Raw genomic sequence first — 18,446 nt, forward strand, 5'->3', positions numbered from 1 at the left:
AAGAGAGGAACTACGCGACGCCGGGCTCCTGCGAGCGGCTGTACAGCATTTTGTAGACGGTTGCCGCGGCGGCCACCAGAGCGGGTATGCTGAGGATCATTAAAATACTGTCCGCCTGCCACTGCATCGAAAGAAGCTGGGCGCTGGTCATGGTTCCCACCACGCCGCCAAAGCGGCCGATCCCCTGCATCCAGGCGATGCCCGTCGCGCGGCACTCGGTAGGGTAAAAGGTGGCGGCCAGGGTTTGCATGCCCGACTGCGCGCCGTTCATTGCGATCCCCATCAGGAAGATCAGCCCGCCAAACAGGGCGATATGATTATGCTCCATGCCGAGTAGCAGGATCAGCCCCATCGTCAGGATAAACCCGCCCGCGACCACCTTGTGCGCTTCCCAGCGGTCCATCATCCAGCCCGCGAGCAGGATCCCGGCCGTGCCGCCGAAGGTGAACAGCGAGGTGAGCCAGGCAGACTCCGCCAGGGCATAACCCATTCCCTGCATCAGCGTCGGCATCCAGCTCAGCAGGACGTAGTAAATCACCAGCCCCATAAAATAGGTCACCCACAGCATCAGGGTGCCGGGCAGCCAGGGCATGGAAAACAGCTGCGACACGCTCCCTTTTTTAGACGCGACTTTCTCCTCCGCCAGGAAAAAGCCCGTGACGCTATCCAGCGTGCTGCGGGCGAACCGGCTGGCGATGCGGCGGACCTGCATGACATCTCTTCCGCGCTGCACCAGAAACTTCACCGACTCCGGCAACAGCAGCGCCAGCAGCAGCGTTAAAATCAGCGGTGCAATTGCGCCGGTCAGCAGCACGCTTCGCCAGCCGTGGTGGGGAATCAGCCAGGACGAGATCGCGCCGCCGCCCGCCGCACCCAGAGGGAAGCCGCAGTACATGGTGTTAATCGCCATGGCGCGACAGCGCTGGGGGGCAAACTCGGAGATAAGCGTAATGGCGTTGGGCATCGCAGCACCGAGCCCGAGCCCCGTCAGGAAGCGCCACAGCGTCAGGGTATTCAGACTTTGCGCCCAGGCCGTCCCCAGGCTCGCCAGGCCGAAGAACAGGCACGAAAAGACCAGCACGCGCTTGCGCCCCATCCGGTCCGATACCGGACCGGCGATCAGCGCACCCAGCGACAGCCCCAGCAGCGCCGCGCTCAGCACCGGCCCCAGATCCTGTTTATGAATCCCCCATTCTGCCGACAGCGTAGGCGCGATGTAGCCCATCGCCGCCGTATCAAAGCCATCGATCGCCAGAACCAGAAAGCCCAGCACAATGAGCAGCCAGTGAAATCCTGAAAAGCGACTTTCATCGATCACCTGCTGAATATCCACCTTACCTGAATACGCCATACGCTCCCCTCTGATGTGATGTTGTTTTTGTGTTCTTGTCTTTGCTTGTCTATACAATTGCGGACGGCAGGCGGATGTCAAATTTTCTTATCCAATATGTTATCTGGATGTTATTTTTGGCATAAAAAAGCGCCCGAGGGGGACTTCGGGCACATGAGAAAGGGGGAGTAACCGGAGAAGGTCAGGCCGCGTTTCCCTGAGCAAGGGGAGCCAGCGCTGCCGGTAATTTGCTTAACTCCTGCACCAGGGAATCTCTGCTGATTTCGCCGATCGTTTTCGCACCGGTGAGCGTCATCGCCACCTTCATCTCTTTTTCGATCAGGTTGAGCAGATTCGCCACGCCTGCCTGACCGGCCGTCGCCAGGGCGTACAGATACGCGCGTCCCAGCAGCACGCTGTCGGCGCCCAGCGCAATCATGCGCACCACGTCCAGCCCGTTGCGGATCCCGCTGTCGGCCAGGATGGCGATATCGCCCTTCACCGCATCGGCAATGGCTGGCAGGGCGCGTGCGGAGGAGAGCACCCCGTCAAGCTGGCGTCCCCCATGATTAGAGACCACAATCCCGTCTGCGCCAAAGCGGACCGCATCGCGGGCATCTTCCGGGTCGAGGATCCCCTTGATCACCATCGGGCCATCCCAGAATTCGCGGATCCACTCCAGGTCTTTCCATGAGATGGACGGATCAAAGTTATTCGCCAGCCAGCCGATGTAATCCTCCAGCCCGGTGGGTTTACCCAGATACGCCGAGATATTCCCCAGATCGTGTGGACGACCGTTCAGGCCGACGTCCCACGCCCACTGTGGATGTGTTACCGCCTGCCAGTAGCGGCGGAGCGCCGCATTTGGGCCGCTCATGCCGGAGTGCGCATCGCGGTAGCGCGCGCCGGGGGTCGGCATATCAACGGTAAAGACCAGCGTGGAGCAGCCCGCCGCTTTGGCGCGCTCGAGCGCGTTACGCATAAAGCCGCGATCGCGCAGGACGTACAGCTGGAACCACATCGGGCGTTTGATGGTTGGGGCGACCTCTTCAATCGGACAAACCGAGACGGTAGAGAGGGTAAACGGAATACCTTTGGCATCCGCTGCAGCGGCGGCCTGCACTTCGCCACGGCGGGCATACATACCGCACAGGCCTACGGGCGCGAGCGCGACGGGCATGGAAAGCGTTTCGTTGAACAGTTTCGTCTCAAGGCTCAGGTCAGACATATTCTTCAGCACGCGCTGGCGCAGCGCCACCTCCGACAGGTCTTCCACGTTGCGGCGCAGGGTATATTCGGCATACGCCCCGCCGTCGATGTAGTGGAACAGGAACGGGGGCAAAATGCGCTGCGCCGCGGCGCGATAGTCACTGGCTGCTGAAATAATCATGCTTTGTTCTCCCTGGAAATATCACTGTCGCCTGGCAGACGGGTAATACGCGCCTGTCGGGCCTGGTCTTCATCGAATCGTTTGATGGTGGTATGCACGAAGCCCAGATGCGCCATCATCGCTTTGCGCGCGGCCTCGGCATCACCGGCAAGAATGGCGTTGAGCACCGCCTCGTGCTGTTCGGTCAGTTGGGCAAACACCGGCGGAACCAGATACATGCGCTGGCGGCTCTGCTTCACGGAGGATTGCAGCAGGTCGAAAAACCCGCGCATGGTCTGGAGCAGCACCACGTTGTGCGACGCCTCGGCAATCGCAAGGTGAAAACGGACGTCCGCCTGGGAGGCGATATCCGGGTCGCTGCTTTGCGTGGCCTCAAAGCAGGCGATGAGTTTCTCTTTGTCGGCGTCGGTTGCCCTCATGGCCGCGTGCCAGGCGGTACTGGTTTCGATGGCGTGACGCGCTTCAAGGATGTCGAAGCTGTAGTCCGGGTCGTTCTCCATCAGCGTTTTCAGCGGCTGAACGATGTTTTGCTCGGACCAGTCTTCATGCTGCCAGCGCACAAAGGTGCCGCCGCCGCGACGGCTTACCAGTACCCCTTCGCTGACCAGCGTCGCCAGCGCCTCGCGCAGTGAATTGCGCGACACGCCAAGCTGGGCGGCGAGCTGGCGTTCGGCGGGCAACTTCATGCCCGCTTCCAGCTGTTGTTCTTCAATCAGCGCCCGCACGCGAGAGGCAATCTCGTCGGACAGGCGTCTGGGCATCACTATCATGGGATCATCCAGGTTAAGACATAGGCCTGCAGGGTGGTGATCACCCCGACCATGCAGGTGAATATCAGGCTGTGTTTCACGGTAAAGCGGAACAGATCCGACTCTTTACCGACCAGTCCCACCGCCGCACAGGCAATGGCGATGGATTGCGGGGAGATCATTTTCCCGGTCACGCCGCCCGTCGTGTTCGCGGCCACCAGCAGGACGTCCGACACGCCAATCTGCTGGGCCGCCGTGGCCTGCAGCGCGGCAAACAGGGCGTTAGACGAGGTATCGGACCCGGTCAGGAATACCCCCAGCCAGCCGAGGAACGGCGAGAAGAAGGTGAAGGCGTGGCTGGTATGGGCCAGCGCGAGCGCCAGCGTCGATGACAGTCCGGAGTAGTTCGAGATAAACGCGAACGCCAGCACCATGCCGATGGAGTAAATCGGCAGCATCAGCTCTTTAACGGTCGCCGCAAAGGTCTGCACCGCAGCCGCAGGCTTCATGCGCAGCCACACCACGGAAAGAATAGCGGCAAACAGGATGGCGGTCCCGGTGGCGGAGAACCAGTCGAATTTATAGACCGCGGCATACGGCGTGGCGGCGTGCACTACCGGCGGCATACGGGCGACCATCTTGTCGAGGAACGGCACGGAGATATTAATCACCATGTCGTACAGCGCGCCGCCAGGGGCGAACAGGGCTTTAAACGGCGGGATGCTCCACAGCGTGACCGTGGCGGTCAGGAACAGGAACGGTGACCAGGCGCGGATCACCTGTCCTGCGGTGTAGCCGGTGCGGGCCAGCGTTTGATCGACCTGCGAGGCGCCCATGTCGGCGAAGCGGAAAATACGGACCGGCTGCCAGCGTTTCAGGAACAGCGTCAGGCAGACCAGAGAAACCAGCGAAGAGATGATGTCCGGCAGCTCCGGGCCAAGGAAGTTCGAGCTGAGGTACTGGGCGATAGCGAACGAACCGCCCGCCACCATCACCGCAGGCCAGGTCTCCTTCACGCCGCGCCAGCCGTCCATAATCGCCATGATCCAGAACAGGACGATAATGGTCAGGAACGGCAGCTGGCGGCCAACCATCTGGCCGATCTCGAAGCTGTCCAGCCCGGTGACCTGCCCGGCCACCAGAATCGGAATACCCATCGCGCCAAACGCCACCGGCGCGGTGTTCACAATCAGGCACAGGCCCGCGGCATAGAGCGGGTTAAAGCCCAGACCCACCAGCAGCGCAGCGGTGATCGCCACCGGTGCGCCAAAGCCTGCCGCGCCTTCCAGAAACGCCCCGAAGGAGAAGCCAACAATCAGCATCTGCAGGCGCTGGTCAGGCGTGATGGAGAGAATCGACGAGCGGATAATGTCGAACTGCCCGGTTTTCACCGAGATTTTATAGACAAAGACCGCCGCGATGATGATCCACGCAATCGGCCACAGGCCGTAGAAGAAACCGTAGACGACGGAGGCCAGCGCGCGATCGACCGGCATTTTGTAGAAGAACAACGCCACCATCAGGGCGACGGCAACGGTATACGTCGCGGCGAGGTAGCCCTTCAGCTTTAGCTTAATCAGCGCAAAGAAGAAGAACAGGATCGGAAGCGATGCGATCAGGCTCGACAGCCAGATATTTCCAGCCGGGTCGTAGTTTTGTTGCCAGAGGCTCATGCAGGTCTCCTGGGGACCAGACAGCCTGCGCTGCGGGTGAGTCTCCGCTCAACTCTGCGTCACAGGTTGTGTAAAAGTGGTCCTGCCAATGTTGTGTTGTAGGGTTAATGACAATGAATGGTTAACCAATTGTTATGGTCAGGCAATGAGTTTGTGAGCGGAAATAATGGAATTGTGAACCGGGGGAGGATTGATTGCGCTATTGGTTGGACCAATTCGCGCGAAGGGGAAAAGAGTAGGCCGGGTAAGCGCAGCGCCACCCGGCATGAAATCAGAACGCGGTCTTACAAAAGCCCGTCATCTCTTTCAGGCCCATTTCGCGGCCAAGCTCGGTCATCGGGTGTACCACCACCAGACCGCGGACGCTTTTCTTCAGCTTGCCCATGTCGGCCTGTTCTTTTTTGGTGATGGCGCGGCGGTGCGGCATGTTCATCAGCTTCTGCGCTTCTTTGCTCAGCTTCTGGCCTTTGACTTCGCGCAGGCGCTCGATTTCCGCTTCCAGCTTCGCGGTCTCTTTCTCAAGCTCGGCGTATTTCTCGGCGGAATCGACCAGCGACAGGCCAGCCATCTGGTGGCGGATGAGATCCAGGCGGTCGCTCAGGCGTTTAATTTCGTTCTTTTCGACTTCTTTCATAACAAATGACTCTGAAAACGGGGAATTTACAGGGAAGGATACACCAATGTGAGCAGGCTTACTTCTGAAACGCTTTTTTTAAGCTGATTCGGGAAATCAGCTCAGTCAGGGAGAGAACCATCGTGGAACGGACAACCTGTTGATAACGCAGCTTTTGCATCGCGTAAAGCTCAGGGTCGCTGTTATCAAAATGGGGAGCAGGGGGCAGCGCGGTAACGCAGTGCAGCTCGCCGAAGGGCCCCAGAATCTCATCGTCGGTAAAGGTATACTCGTTACCGTCATGATTGAGCTCTTCGCGCAGCGCCATTAGCAGCTCCGCATCTTCATACTCTTGTCGGTTGAGCACGCCAAGACCATAAATCAGCTTCAGACGCACGGATAGATCGCCCAGCGGTCCGTCTCCGTCCAGTAACGGTTCTACAGCATATTTTACCGCGTAGTCGTCTTTGCGAAACACCTGAAGCACCAGGATATTCACCGCCTCGGTTAACAGCTCGACGGCGGCAATCAGGAAACTTCGTACGGTTTTGCCAGCATTCAGACGCTCAAGCACACGATTTTCAAAGGCCTGGGTTTGTTCCATTATTGCCTGCATATCTGACAATCTGTAATCAGGGCGCAGGATTACCTGCGCCGCATTCTGCATCATTTGGTTGCGTTGTATGCGTTGACCGCCTCCGCAACCACGTCGCTGTTGGCGTCCAGACCGGAGATCTGCGCCAGCGCAGCCTGCGCGCCTTTATCATCAATCAGCTGAGCCAGCTCAATCGCCTGTGGGTCCTGCTCGCTGCGGTAGTGCATCGCTGCGGCAATCCCTTTCACCAGGTTGGCATGCGGCAGGCCGTATTCCAGCGTGCCCAGCAGCGGCTTAATCAGGCGATCGCCCGCGCTCAGCTTGCGCAGCGGCTGGCGGCCCACGCGCTCAACGTCATCTTTCAGATACGGGTTTTCAAAGCGACCGAGGATTTTCTGGATGTATGCTGCGTGTTTCTCAGCATCAAAACCGTAGCGTTTGATCAGCACCGCGCCGCTCTCTTCCATTGCCCCTTTTACCACCGCGCGGATCTTCTCATCGAGGATCGCGTCACGAATGGTCTGATGACCGGCCAATTTTCCGAGGTACGCGGTTATAGCATGCCCGGTGTTCAGCGTGAAGAGCTTGCGTTCGACAAATGCCATCAGGTTATCGGTTAATTCCATTCCCGGAATGGTCGGCAGCGCGCCTTTAAACTGGGTTTTATCGACGATCCACTCGCTGAAGGTTTCTACGGTCACTTCCAGCGGGTCGTTGGTCGCGGATTCGGAAGGCGGAACGATGCGATCCACGGCGGAATCCACAAAACCCACGTGCGCTTCAACCCAGGCTTTGTCTTCGTCTGCCACCGCGTTAAGAACGTGGCCTTTCAGCTGCGTAGTGCCGCGCACCATGTTTTCACAGGCGATGATGTTCAGCGGGGTGTCGATACCCTGCGCTTTACGTTTTGCCAGGCCTTTCGCGACAGCGGGTGCGATGCGCTCAAGGACGACCGGACCCACGGCGGTGGTGACCAGATCGACGCTGGCGATCAGGTCAATAACGTCTTCACCGATGCTGCTGACCGCGTTGACGCCAGATACTGTCTCAACCTGCTCGTTTTCGCCCACCACATGGACCTGATAGCTATGACGGGCATTCAGGGCATCCAGGACAACCTGATTCACATCGGCGAATGTCAGGGTAATGCCCGCGTCTGCCAGTAGTTTACCGATAAAACCACGACCGATATTACCTGCGCCAAAATGTAATGCTTTCATAGTGTTAACCTTCATCAATGTTTTTACCCGAGAGGGCTGGGGTGAGGAACGTTTTCCCCTCACCCTAGCCCTCTCCCCGGGGGGAGAGGGAAGAGAACTTATTTGTTCAGCAGAGCCAGCACTTCTTCCACGCTGGTGGTGTTGGCCAGACGCTCAATGACGGACTCATCGTCCAGCGCGTTGGTCAGGCTGGTAATCACCTGAATGTGCTCGTTGTTGCGAGCGGCGATACCAATTACCAGACGGGCGATGTCGTCTTCTTCTTCACCGAAGCGCACGCCCTGCGGATACTGACAGAATACGACGCCGGTTTTCAGGACGCGATCTTTCGCTTCAACCGTTCCGTGCGGCACCGCGATGGATTCGCCCAGGTAGGTTGGCGTCAGTTTTTCACGTTCCAGCATCGCGTCGACATATTCAGGCTGAACGTAGCCGCCTTTCACCAGCTGCTCACCGGCAAAGCGAATCGCTTCTTCTTTGGTAGCCGCGGTACGACCGAGGAAAATATTCTCCGCACCCAGCTTAAACAGGTGTGCATTGCTCTCATCAAAGCTGTCCTGCAGGCTGGAGCGCACTTTCACTTCGTTGTCTTCGTGACGCTGCGCGGCCACCAGACGTTCGGTCAGGCTGGTGTACAGGCCGCTGTCGAGGAAGTTGGTCAGCGAAATGTGCTGTGCCTGCGGCACCTGGCGCATGGCGCGTTCGGTCAGATCGCGGTGCGTGATGACCAGGTCAACATCCGGCGGCAGGCTGTTAATGGCGCTGTTGGTCACGGAGATGTTGGTCAGGCCCGCATCCTGCACTTTCTTACGCAGCACGCCTGCACCCATCGCGCTGGAACCCATACCGGCATCACAGGCAACGATGATTTTACGCACGTGGCTCAGGTCGTTAGAGACATCACCGGCTGCCAGTGGGGTTGCGCCTTTGGATTCGGCTTTCATATCGTGCATACGACGGGTTGCGGCTTCGATGTCATCATCTTCTTTCACCTTGCTGGTTTTCAGCAGGATAGAAGAGACCACGAAGGAGACGGCCATTGCCGCAAAAATAGCCGCGAGGTTCGCGAAGTAAGCGCCTTTTGGCGTCATCGCCAGTACCGCCAGGATAGAACCCGGAGAGGCCGGAGAAACCAGACCGCCGCCCAGCACGCTCAGGGTGAACACGCCGGTCATACCGCCGAGGATAACGGCCAGGATCAGACGCGGGTTCATCAGCACGTACGGGAAGTAAATTTCGTGGATACCGCCCAGGAAGTGGATTATCGCCGCGCCGCCAGCAGACTGTTTAGCGCTGCCACGGCCGAAGAAGATGTACGCCAGCAGAACGCCCATACCTGGACCCGGGTTAGCTTCAATCAGGAAGAAGATAGACTTGCCGAGATCGTGAGATTGCTGAATACCCAGCGGCGAGAAGATACCGTGGTTGATGGCGTTGTTAAGGAACAGGATTTTCGCCGGTTCAACGAAGATAGACGCCAGCGGCAGCATTTCGTGCGCCACCATGAAGTTAACGCCTGCCGCCAGAATTTTAGACAGCACTTCAACCGCAGGGCCAATGCCGAGGAACGCCAGAATGGCGAGGATCATCCCGATGATGCCCGCAGAGAAGTTGTTCACCAGCATTTCGAAGCCGGATTTGATCTTACCATCAACCCAGACGTCGAATTTCTTAATCGCCCAGCCGCCCAGAGGACCGGCAATCATCGCACCGAGGAACATCGGCATATCCGCACCGACGATAACACCCATGGTTGTGATGGCACCCACTACGCCACCACGGTCACCGCCCACCAGACGACCCCCGGTGAAACCGATGAGCAGCGGCAGGAGATAGGTAATCATTGGGCCAACAAGTTTCGCCAGCGTTTCGTTAGGCAACCACCCTGTCGGAATGAACAATGCGGTGATGATACCCCACGCGATAAACGCGCCGATATTTGGCATCACCATGTTGCTGAGGAAACGACCAAAGCTTTGAACTTTGATCTTGAAATCGGATGACATAAAACACCCCTTCTTCTGTTTACGCTAAGGCTTATGGCCCGAGGTTTATTGTTAATGAGGCGGCAGAGGTAGCCGGGCCCTGTTCTGATGCTGTGAAATCTGGCACTGAATCGTTCAACTGTCCAGACAGTGAAAATTTATGTGATTCATGTCACGTAAATGTAGGGGGTAAGGATATCTATGAGGTGATCTGAATCACAAAAACGATGGGCAAAAAAAATACGATGGCGAGAAAAAAAGCAAAATACACCATTTTGTGTGATTGTTGTCACATTTTGTTCTGGCGTGTTTGTTTCTGGATTGTGACTGATTTCACAAAATATTTTTATACAGATTTCTCCGGCTGTGATCGACGGCAAACTCTGCTTCGCGTTTCAGCGCCAGGATGATATGGCACGACACGATAAGCCAAAAAACCACTTTTGATGTGTGGTATGGCGAAAAGTTAAAAGGTGGATTACGCTCATATTGTAAGGTTAAGTCTATTATTATTCAGGATATATTTTGACACGCTTATAAACTTGCATGGAGATATTATAAAAACCCATACTCCCCGGCTCGGAAATAATAAGCACAACCCCGTGTTTATAAAAAATTAATTAGGTTGCGTACCGTTTTATTAATTTAATGAGTTGACGTTGTTTAAGTGAGGAGAATATGTTTCTCAACTATTTTGCGCTGGGCGTATTGATTTTTGTATTTCTGGTTCTCTTTTATGGAATCATCGCTATCCATGACATCCCTTATAATATGGCCAAAAAGCGTAACCACCCGCATGCCGATGCCATTCATACGGCAGGCTGGATTAGCCTGTTTACGCTTCATGCCATCTGGCCATTCCTGTGGATTTGGGCCACGCTGTACCGTGAAGATCGCGGCTGGGGCATGCAAAACCACATCACAAAGCCTGATGAGGTCCCGGGCATGGATGCGCTTGCAAAACGCGTGGCCGAATTAGAACAAAAGCTGGCCGCGGTAAAGCCCGCTGCTGATAAGACCACGCTGGAGCGCTAATCATGGATCTGTTGATTATTTTGACCTACGTGGCATTTGCCTGGGCCATCTTTAAAATATTTCGAATTCCGGTCAACCAGTGGACGCTTGCCACCGCAACATTAGGCGGCGTATTTATTGTTGCCGGACTTATTCTGCTAATGAACTATAACCACCCGTATACGTTTACGGCGCAAAAAGCGGTTATTTCTATTCCAATCACGCCGCAGGTGACCGGTGTGGTCAGCGAAGTGACCGATAAAAATAACCAGCTAATTAAAAAAGGCGAAGTGTTATTTAAACTGGATCCAGGCCGCTATCAGGCGCGGGTCGACAGGCTTCAGGCCGACCTGGTGACCGCGACGCACAATATCGATAATCTGAAAGCGCAGCTGGCGGAAGCCGTTGCCAATACCACGCGCGTCTCCGCTGAACGCGATCGCCTCTATAAAGATTATCAGCGCTACCTGAAAGGCAGCCAGGCAAAGGTGAATCCGTTCTCTGAAAGCGATATCGACAACGCGCGGCAGAACTATCTGGCGCAGGATGCGCTGGTGAAAGGCTCCGTGGCTGAACAGGTGCAGATCCAAAGCCAGTTAGACAGCATGGTGAACGGCGAGCAGTCGCAGATTGCGTCGTTACGCGCCCAGCTTGCCGAAGCCAAATACAACCTGGACCAGACCGTGGTGCGTGCGCCGAGCGATGGTTACATCACCCAGGTGCTGATACGTCCGGGGACCTATGCCGCCGCGCTGCCTCTGCGTCCGGTGATGGTCTTTATCCCTGAACAGAAGCGTCAGATTGTGGCCCAGTTCCGCCAGAACTCGCTGCTGCGTCTGAAGCCGGGCGATGAAGCGGAAGTAGTGTTTAACGCGCTGCCGGGCCAGGTGTTCTCCGGGAAGCTCACCAGTATTCTGCCGGTGGTGCCGGGGGGAACCTATCAGGCGCAGGGCGCGCTGCAGTCGCTGACGGTGGTGCCTGGAACGGACGGCGTTCAGGCACTTATTGAGCTGGAACCCAACGCCGAAGTCGATGCCCTGCCGGACGGTATCTATGCCCAGGTGGCGGTCTATTCGGACCACTTCGCCCACGTCTCGGTTATGCGTAAAGTACTGCTGCGTATGACCAGCTGGATGCACTACCTCTACCTCGATCACTAATCCTTCCAGGGCAGGAATGCGACATGCAGACCTGCCCTTTTTTCATCGCTTGATCCATACTGACTTTTTTCCGGCATCAAGGATCAGGCAATGAAACTCATCGGCAGCTATACCAGTCCCTTCGTGCGAAAAATCTCGATTCTCCTGCTGGAGAAGGGGATTGAATTTGAATTCGTGAATGAACAGCCCTACAACGCGGAAAACGGCGTCGCGCAGTACAACCCGCTGGGAAAAGTGCCAGCGCTGGTCACGGACGAGGGCGAATACTGGTTTGATTCCCCGATTATTGCGGAGTATATCGAGCTGCTGGGCGTTGCCCCGGCAATGCTGCCGGCTGACCCAAAAGCGGCGCTGGCGGTGAAGCAAATTGAAGCCCTGGCCGACGGTATTATGGATGCGGCATTAACCTCCGTACGGGAACAGGCAAGGCCCGCTGCCCAGCAGTCGGAAACGGAACTGTTACGCCAACGGGAAAAAATCAGCCGCAGCCTGGACAGGTGTGAACAGCTTATCCGGGAGGGAAAGATCGACACCGACAGCCTGAACCTGGGGACCATCGCCATCGCCTGCGCGATTGGCTATCTCAACTTCCGCCACGTCTCCCCGGGCTGGTGCGTCGACCGTCCGCTGCTGGTGAAGCTTGCAGACACGCTGTTTAGCCGCGAGAGCTTTGCCCGTACAGAACCGCCAAAGGCTTGACGCGGGTTATAACACTTCGGCGTCGGAGGCGGTACAATCCCTCTACATGTTAACTCCCTCTCCCGTCGGGAGGGGGGAAGATATTTATTCGCCAGGCGCTTTCATGACTACTCATCGTTCGCTGTACAGCCAGATCCCCGCTACCGACCGTCTCCTTCGCGAGCCCCGCATTCATGCTGTTGTTGAGCGCTTCGGCCATACCGCGACGGTGGAAATGTTACGCCTGCTTCAGGACGAAGCCCGCTGCGCGATTCAGGCAGAAAACGCCTTGCCCGACTGGTGCAGTGCGTGGGAGCAGGAAGTTGAACAGCGGCTGGATGAGAAGGCGCAAAGCGCATTACGCTCGGTGATTAACCTGACCGGTACCGTACTGCATACCAACCTCGGGCGAGCCCAGCAGGCGGAAGAGGCCGTTGCCGCCGTCGTGCAGGCCATGCAAGCGCCTGTAACGCTGGAGTACGATCTGGACGGCGCCGGACGCGGGCATCGCGACCACGCGCTGGCGGAGCTGCTGTGCCAGCTGACCGGTGCGGAAGATGCCTGCATTGTGAATAACAACGCCGCAGCGGTGCTGCTGATGCTGGCGGCCACCGCCAGCGACAAAGAGGTAGTGGTGTCCCGCGGCGAGCTGGTGGAGATTGGCGGGGCATTTCGTATTCCGGACGTGATGCGCCAGGCGGGCTGTACGCTGCATGAAGTGGGCACCACCAACCGTACCCATGCGAAAGACTATCGCGCGGCAGTGAATGAAAATACTGCCCTGCTGATGAAGGTCCACACCAGCAATTATCATATTGAAGGCTTCACCAAAACGGTTGAAGAGGCGGAGCTGGCGGCGATTGGGCGCGAACTGAACATACCGGTGATTGCCGATCTCGGCAGCGGCTCGCTGGTGGATCTGAGCCTGTACGGGCTGCCAAAAGAGCCGATGCCGCAGGAGATGATTGCGGCGGGCGTTAGCCTGGTCAGCTTTTCCGGCGACAAACTGCTGGGCGGGCCGCAGGCCGGGATTATCGTCGGCAAGCGCGAGCTGATTGCGCAGCTGCAGCAGCATCCGCTCAAGCGCGCCCTGCGCGCCGATAAAATGACGCTTGCCGCGCTGGAGGCGACGCTGCGGCTCTATCTCCACCCGGAAAAACTGGCCGACCGCCTGCCCACGCTGCGTCTGTTAACCCGTGATGCCGCCTCGATTCGCGCCCAGGCTGAACTTCTGCTGCCGCGCGTCGCCGCGCACTACCCCGATTTTGACGTTCGCATTGAGCCCTGCCAGTCGCAGATTGGCAGCGGTTCGCTGCCGGTGGACAGGCTGCCGAGTGAAGCGCTGACGTTCACGCCGCGTGACGGGCGCGGCGGCCATCTGGAAGCCCTGTCGTCGCGCTGGCGCGGTCTCTCGACGCCGGTTATCGGGCGGATTTACGATGGCCGAATGTGGCTGGATTTGCGCTGCCTTGAAGATGAAGAGCGATTTCTGGAGATGTTGTTGAAATGATTATTGCCACCGCCGGTCACGTTGACCACGGAAAAACCACGTTACTGCAGGCCATTACCGGCGTAAACGCCGATCGCCTGCCGGAAGAGAAAAAGCGCGGCATGACCATCGATCTGGGCTATGCCTACTGGCCCCAGCCTGATGGCCGCGTGCTGGGCTTTATTGATGTGCCGGGGCATGAAAAGTTTCTGTCCAACATGCTGGCGGGCGTGGGCGGCATCGATCATGCCCTGCTGGTGGTGGCCTGCGATGACGGCGTGATGGCGCAAACCCGCGAGCACCTGGCGATCCTGCAGCTGACCGGTAACCCGCAGCTGACCGTGGCGCTGACCAAAGCCGATCGCGTGGATGACGCACGCGTCAGCGAGATGCGCGAAACGGTACAGGCGACCTTGCGGGAGTATGGTTTTTCCGATGCACCGCTATTTGTCACCGTGGCGACGGAAGGGCGCGGTATCGACGAACTTCGCCACCACTTACAGCAGCTTTCATCACGCGACCACGCCAGCCATCATCGTTTCCGCCTGGCCATTGATCGGGCGTTTACCGTAAAAGGTGCGGGGCTTGTGGTGACTGGTACGGCGCTGAGCGGCGAAGTGAACGTCGGTGATACGCTCTGGCTGACGGGCGTGAACAAACCGATGCGCGTGCGCGGGCTGCACGCACAAAACCAGCCCGCAGACCGCGCCCACGCCGGGCAGCGGATCGCGCTGAACATTGCCGGGGATGCGGAAAAAGAGCAACTTAATCGCGGCGACTGGCTGCTGGCCGATGCCCCGCCGGAACCGTCTGAACGCGTCATCGTCTCCCTGCAGGCAAACGTGCCCCTGACCCAATGGCAGCCGCTGCATATTCACCACGCGGCCAGCCATATCACCGGGCGCGTGTCGCTGCTGGAAAACGATCTCGCCGAGCTGGTATTCGATTCACCGCTCTGGCTGGCAGACAACGATCGTCTGGTTCTGCGTGACATTTCTGCAAGGGAAACGCTGGCCGGGGTGCGCGTGGTGGCGCTTAACCCACCCCGACGCGGCAAGCGTAAGCCGGAATATCTGCAGTGGCTGGCCGCGCTGGCGCAGGCCAGCGATGATAACGCCGCGCTGCGGGTGCACCTCGATCGCGGAGCGGTGAGCCTGCGTGATTTTGCATGGGCACGCCAGCTGAGCGGGGAAGGCTTACGCCAACTGACCCAGGAGCCGGGCTTTATTCAGGCCGGAGACAGCCTGCTCAATACCCCGGTTGCTGCGCAATGGCAGCGTAAGATACTGAACACGCTTGCGACTTACCACGAACAGCATCAGGACGAGCCTGGCCCGGGCCGTGAGCGTCTGCGGCGTATGGCGCTGCCGATGGAAGACGATGCGCTGGTGCTGCTGCTGATTGAAAACATGCGCGAAAGCGGGGCGATTAAAAGCCACCACGGCTGGCTGCACCTGCCGGATCACAAGGCCGGATTCACCGCAGAGCAGGAGGCGATATGGCAAAAAGTAGCCCCGCTGTTTGGCGATGAGCCGTGGTGGGTTCGCGATCTGGCTCGCGAAACCAACACCGACGAACAGCTAATGCGTCAGGTATTGCGCCATGCGGCGCAGCAGGGACTAATAGTCGCGATCGTGAAAGATCGTTATTACCGTAACGATCGTATTGTGGCGTTTGCCAACCTGATCCGCGAGCTGGATCAGGCGCGCGGCTCGACCTGCGCAGCGGATTTCCGCGATCGGCTGAACGTGGGGCGCAAGCTGGCGATCCAGATTCTGGAGTATTTCAACCGCATCGGCTTTACCCGCCGTCGCGGTAACGATCACCTGTTGCGCGATTCGTTATTATTTCCTGAAACTCCGTGACCTCCGTCGTAAACACCGTTACCGGTTGGCGAGAAAATCGCCAGCCGGAACTACCCTTGTTGTACACCAACAGCAAGGAGACGGACATGACAAACAATCCTCCCTCATCGCGTATCCAGCCCGGCGAGTATGGTTTTCCACTCAAGCTGAAGCCTCGTTATGACAACTTTATTGGCGGCGACTGGGTCGCTCCCGTCGACGGCGAATACTATTCCAACCTGACTCCCGTTACCGGCCAGCCGCTGTGCGAAATTGCCAGCTCCGGCAAGCGTGATATAGACCTGGCGCTGGATGCGGCGCACAAAGCGAAAGAAAAATGGGCTCACACCTCCGTGCAGGACCGGGCGGCGATCCTGTTCAAAATCGCCGACCGGATGGAGCAGAATCTGGAGCTGCTGGCGACGGCGGAAACCTGGGATAACGGCAAGCCGATACGGGAAACGATGGCGGCAGACGTGCCGCTGGCCATTGACCACTTCCGCTATTTTGCTTCCTGCATTCGCGCTCAGGAGGGAGGAATAAGCGAGGTAGACAGCGATACCGTGGCGTATCACTTCCACGAACCGCTGGGCGTCGTCGGGCAAATCATTCCGTGGAACTTCCCGCTGCTGATGGCGAGCTGGAAAATGGCGCCCGCGCTGGCGGCGGGAAACTGCATTGTGCTCAAACCGGCGCGTCTGACTCCGCTCTCAGTGCTGCTGCTGATGGAAATCGTTGGCGATCTTCTGCCGCCGGGCGTGATTAACGTGGTCAACGGTGCGGGCGGTGAGATAGGGGAATATCTGGCCACCTCAAAACGGATCGCCAAAGTGGCGTTTACCGGGTCGACGGAGGTGGGCCAGCAGATCATGCAGTACGCCACGCAGAACATTATCCCGGTGACCCTCGAGCTGGGCGGGAAATCCCCGAACATCTTCTTCGCAGACGTAATGGAGGAAGAGGATGCCTTCTTCGATAAAGTACTGGAAGGGTTTGCGCTGTTTGCGTTTAACCAGGGCGAAGTCTGCACTTGCCCAAGCCGCGCGCTGGTGCAGGAGTCCATCTATGAGCGCTTTATGGAGCGGGCCATTCGCCGCGTCGAGTCTATCCGCAGCGGTAACCCGCTCGATAACGCCACGCAGATGGGGGCGCAGGTCTCGCATGGACAGCTGGAAACTATCCTCAACTACATCGACATCGGCAAGAAAGAGGGGGCGGATATTCTCACCGGCGGGCGTCGTAAGGTACTCGGTGGGGATCTGCAGGACGGGTATTATCTGGAGCCGACGATCCTGTTCGGTCAAAACAACATGCGCGTCTTCCAGGAAGAAATTTTCGGACCGGTACTGGCCGTGACCACCTTCAAAACTATGGAGGAGGCGCTGGAGATTGCCAACGACACGCCGTATGGCCTGGGAGCAGGCGTCTGGAGCCGCAACGGTAATCTGGCCTATAAAATGGGAAGAGGCATTCAGGCCGGGCGCGTCTGGACCAACTGCTACCACGCCTATCCGGCGCACGCGGCATTTGGCGGTTATAAGCAATCGGGCATCGGGCGTGAAACCCACAAGATGATGCTGGAGCATTATCAGCAGACGAAATGTTTGCTGGTCAGCTACTCCGATAAGCCGCTGGGGCTGTTCTAATCACCCAGCTCAGGCCGTCCATGCACGGCCTGAGCAATTTGCTGGCGCAGGCAGTTCAGAACGCCATCCAGTACGTATTGCACGCGCCAGGGCTGGTATTCGCGTTTGCGGAAGATGGCCGTCAGATCGAGCCACCACTCTTCCTGATGCGGGAAGCAGGGGACCAGCATCCCTTGCGTTAATTCTTTTTTCAGACTTTCTTTTGGTGCAAAAACAATCCCAAGATTATTTCTTGCCAGCTCCAGAGCCGTCTGCGTATTGTCGCAAATATAATTACCGGTCACCCGGTAGTCATGCACGTCATCACTGCCATGCACTCGGAAACGCCAGATGTTGGCATCATCAACCAGCATGGAGTCAATGAGAATACAGGAGTGATTAATTAAATCTTCCGGTCCCGTTAAGGGGTGTTTATTTAAATACTCCACGGTTGCGAAGGCCGTAACGGAATATTGTGTCAGAACGCTGGCAACCAGACTTTCGTCTTTAGGCTGCGCATAAGTAATTAAAATGTCGCAGTCATCCGGAAAGGAAACGCCTTCTGAAAATTCATTCCGGTCCAGATTGTAGGTTTTCAAAGAGATGCGAATGTCACCGATGTCTTCTATCTGATGGATCACGTGTCGCGCGAGGTAGGTCACGATGCCGGTTGGGGCATAGATCGTCACTTTTCCGCGCTTTTCGTGCTTATAATCCGCAATGAAATTCACAAGCTGGCTGTTCTTATCCAGTGTTGCATTAACGTAAGGGAGCAACGCTTCACCAAACTGGGTCAGGGCAAGCTGGCGCGTGGTGCGCTCAAAAACCTTGAGTCCAACCCGCGTTTCAAAATCAGACAGATATTTACTGACGTTGGCCTGCGCCATGCCCAGCAGGGCGGCGGCATCACCAATGCTGTGGGTGGCTGCAATGACGGAGATAATTTTTAATTCGCGTGGTTTTAGCTGTAATGTACTCATCATGCACACCCATCTATATGATTTTATATATAATATTATATAAACCGCAGCGTTGCATTGGCAATTTTGTAACCATTATTATGCGCCTCGCTTGTTTGGCA

Annotated in this window: 15 protein-coding genes; 6 read left to right on the forward strand and 9 right to left on the reverse strand. The window is 57.3% G+C overall.

The annotated features are described in order from the left end of the window. Window positions 1-10: 10 nt before the first annotated feature. The 8 genes from ELK40_RS01435 to ELK40_RS01470 all read right to left on the reverse strand — a co-directional run bounded on the left by ELK40_RS01435 (window position 11) and on the right by ELK40_RS01470 (window position 9,576). Window positions 11-1,351: an aromatic acid/H+ symport family MFS transporter gene (locus tag ELK40_RS01435; RefSeq protein WP_127729145.1), complete on the reverse strand. Its 1,341-nt coding sequence runs from the start codon at window positions 1,349-1,351 to the stop codon at window positions 11-13. Between the two features lie 181 nt (window positions 1,352-1,532). Next, entirely contained in the window at window positions 1,533-2,720 is a 1,188-nt protein-coding gene (lldD, locus tag ELK40_RS01440) for a quinone-dependent L-lactate dehydrogenase (protein WP_023309918.1), read from the reverse strand. After that, entirely contained in the window at window positions 2,717-3,490 is a 774-nt protein-coding gene (gene lldR / locus ELK40_RS01445) for a transcriptional regulator LldR (protein ID WP_127729147.1), read from the reverse strand. Before lldR ends, lldD begins: the two co-directional genes overlap by 4 nt. After that, window positions 3,487-5,142, reverse strand: a complete 1,656-nt coding sequence (gene lldP, locus ELK40_RS01450) for an L-lactate permease (RefSeq protein WP_127729149.1) — start codon at window positions 5,140-5,142, stop codon at window positions 3,487-3,489. The genes lldR and lldP overlap by 4 nt, the downstream gene beginning before the upstream one ends. A 271-nt stretch (window positions 5,143-5,413) precedes the next feature. Further along, window positions 5,414-5,776, reverse strand: a complete 363-nt coding sequence (locus ELK40_RS01455) for a YibL family ribosome-associated protein (protein ID WP_008502724.1) — start codon at window positions 5,774-5,776, stop codon at window positions 5,414-5,416. Between the two features lie 58 nt (window positions 5,777-5,834). Continuing rightward, window positions 5,835-6,425 carry a mannitol operon repressor MtlR gene (gene mtlR / locus ELK40_RS01460; RefSeq protein ID WP_115876689.1) on the reverse strand — a complete coding sequence of 197 codons (591 nt, stop codon included), beginning with the start codon at window positions 6,423-6,425 and terminating at the stop codon, window positions 5,835-5,837. After that, a complete protein-coding gene (mtlD, locus tag ELK40_RS01465) occupies window positions 6,422-7,570 on the reverse strand; it encodes a mannitol-1-phosphate 5-dehydrogenase (RefSeq protein ID WP_127729151.1) in 1,149 nt (382 codons plus the stop codon). The genes mtlR and mtlD overlap by 4 nt, the downstream gene beginning before the upstream one ends. Before the next feature lie 98 nt (window positions 7,571-7,668). Further along, the gene (locus ELK40_RS01470) at window positions 7,669-9,576 is read right to left on the reverse strand and encodes a PTS mannitol transporter subunit IICBA (protein WP_045907896.1); all 1,908 of its coding nucleotides are present in this window, start codon (window positions 9,574-9,576) and stop codon (window positions 7,669-7,671) included. Window positions 9,577-10,233: 657 nt separating this feature from the next. On the opposite strand from ELK40_RS01470, the gene ELK40_RS01475 reads away from it, so the two are divergent. The 6 genes from ELK40_RS01475 (at window position 10,234) to aldB (ending at window position 17,386) form a co-directional block, all read left to right on the forward strand. Beyond that, window positions 10,234-10,590, forward strand: a complete 357-nt coding sequence (locus tag ELK40_RS01475) for a DUF3302 domain-containing protein (protein ID WP_111964320.1) — start codon at window positions 10,234-10,236, stop codon at window positions 10,588-10,590. Window positions 10,591-10,592: 2 nt separating this feature from the next. Next, window positions 10,593-11,729, forward strand: coding sequence for an HlyD family secretion protein (locus ELK40_RS01480; RefSeq protein WP_115876687.1), 1,137 nt, complete (start codon window positions 10,593-10,595; stop codon window positions 11,727-11,729). A 90-nt stretch (window positions 11,730-11,819) separates the two neighbouring features. Continuing rightward, the gene (locus ELK40_RS01485; protein ID WP_111964321.1) at window positions 11,820-12,428 is read left to right on the forward strand and encodes a glutathione S-transferase; all 609 of its coding nucleotides are present in this window, start codon (window positions 11,820-11,822) and stop codon (window positions 12,426-12,428) included. A 103-nt stretch (window positions 12,429-12,531) separates the two neighbouring features. Then, window positions 12,532-13,917, forward strand: a complete 1,386-nt coding sequence (gene selA, locus ELK40_RS01490; RefSeq protein ID WP_127729153.1) for an L-seryl-tRNA(Sec) selenium transferase — start codon at window positions 12,532-12,534, stop codon at window positions 13,915-13,917. Continuing rightward, entirely contained in the window at window positions 13,914-15,761 is a 1,848-nt protein-coding gene (gene selB, locus ELK40_RS01495) for a selenocysteine-specific translation elongation factor (RefSeq protein ID WP_127729155.1), read from the forward strand. Before selA ends, selB begins: the two co-directional genes overlap by 4 nt. 86 nt (window positions 15,762-15,847) lie before the next feature. Next, on the forward strand, window positions 15,848-17,386 hold the full coding sequence (aldB, locus tag ELK40_RS01500; RefSeq protein WP_127729157.1) for an aldehyde dehydrogenase AldB: 1,539 nt from the start codon (window positions 15,848-15,850) through the stop codon (window positions 17,384-17,386). Here the strand turns inward: aldB and ELK40_RS01505 are convergent. After that, the gene (locus ELK40_RS01505) at window positions 17,383-18,348 is read right to left on the reverse strand and encodes a LysR family transcriptional regulator (protein WP_111964325.1); all 966 of its coding nucleotides are present in this window, start codon (window positions 18,346-18,348) and stop codon (window positions 17,383-17,385) included. The two genes, aldB and ELK40_RS01505, sit on opposite strands and share 4 nt — an antisense overlap. Between the last annotated feature and the right edge of the window lie 98 nt (window positions 18,349-18,446).

The organism is Enterobacter sp. N18-03635, from assembly GCF_004006055.1.
GTDB classification, from domain to species: Bacteria; Pseudomonadota; Gammaproteobacteria; order Enterobacterales; family Enterobacteriaceae; genus Enterobacter; species Enterobacter vonholyi.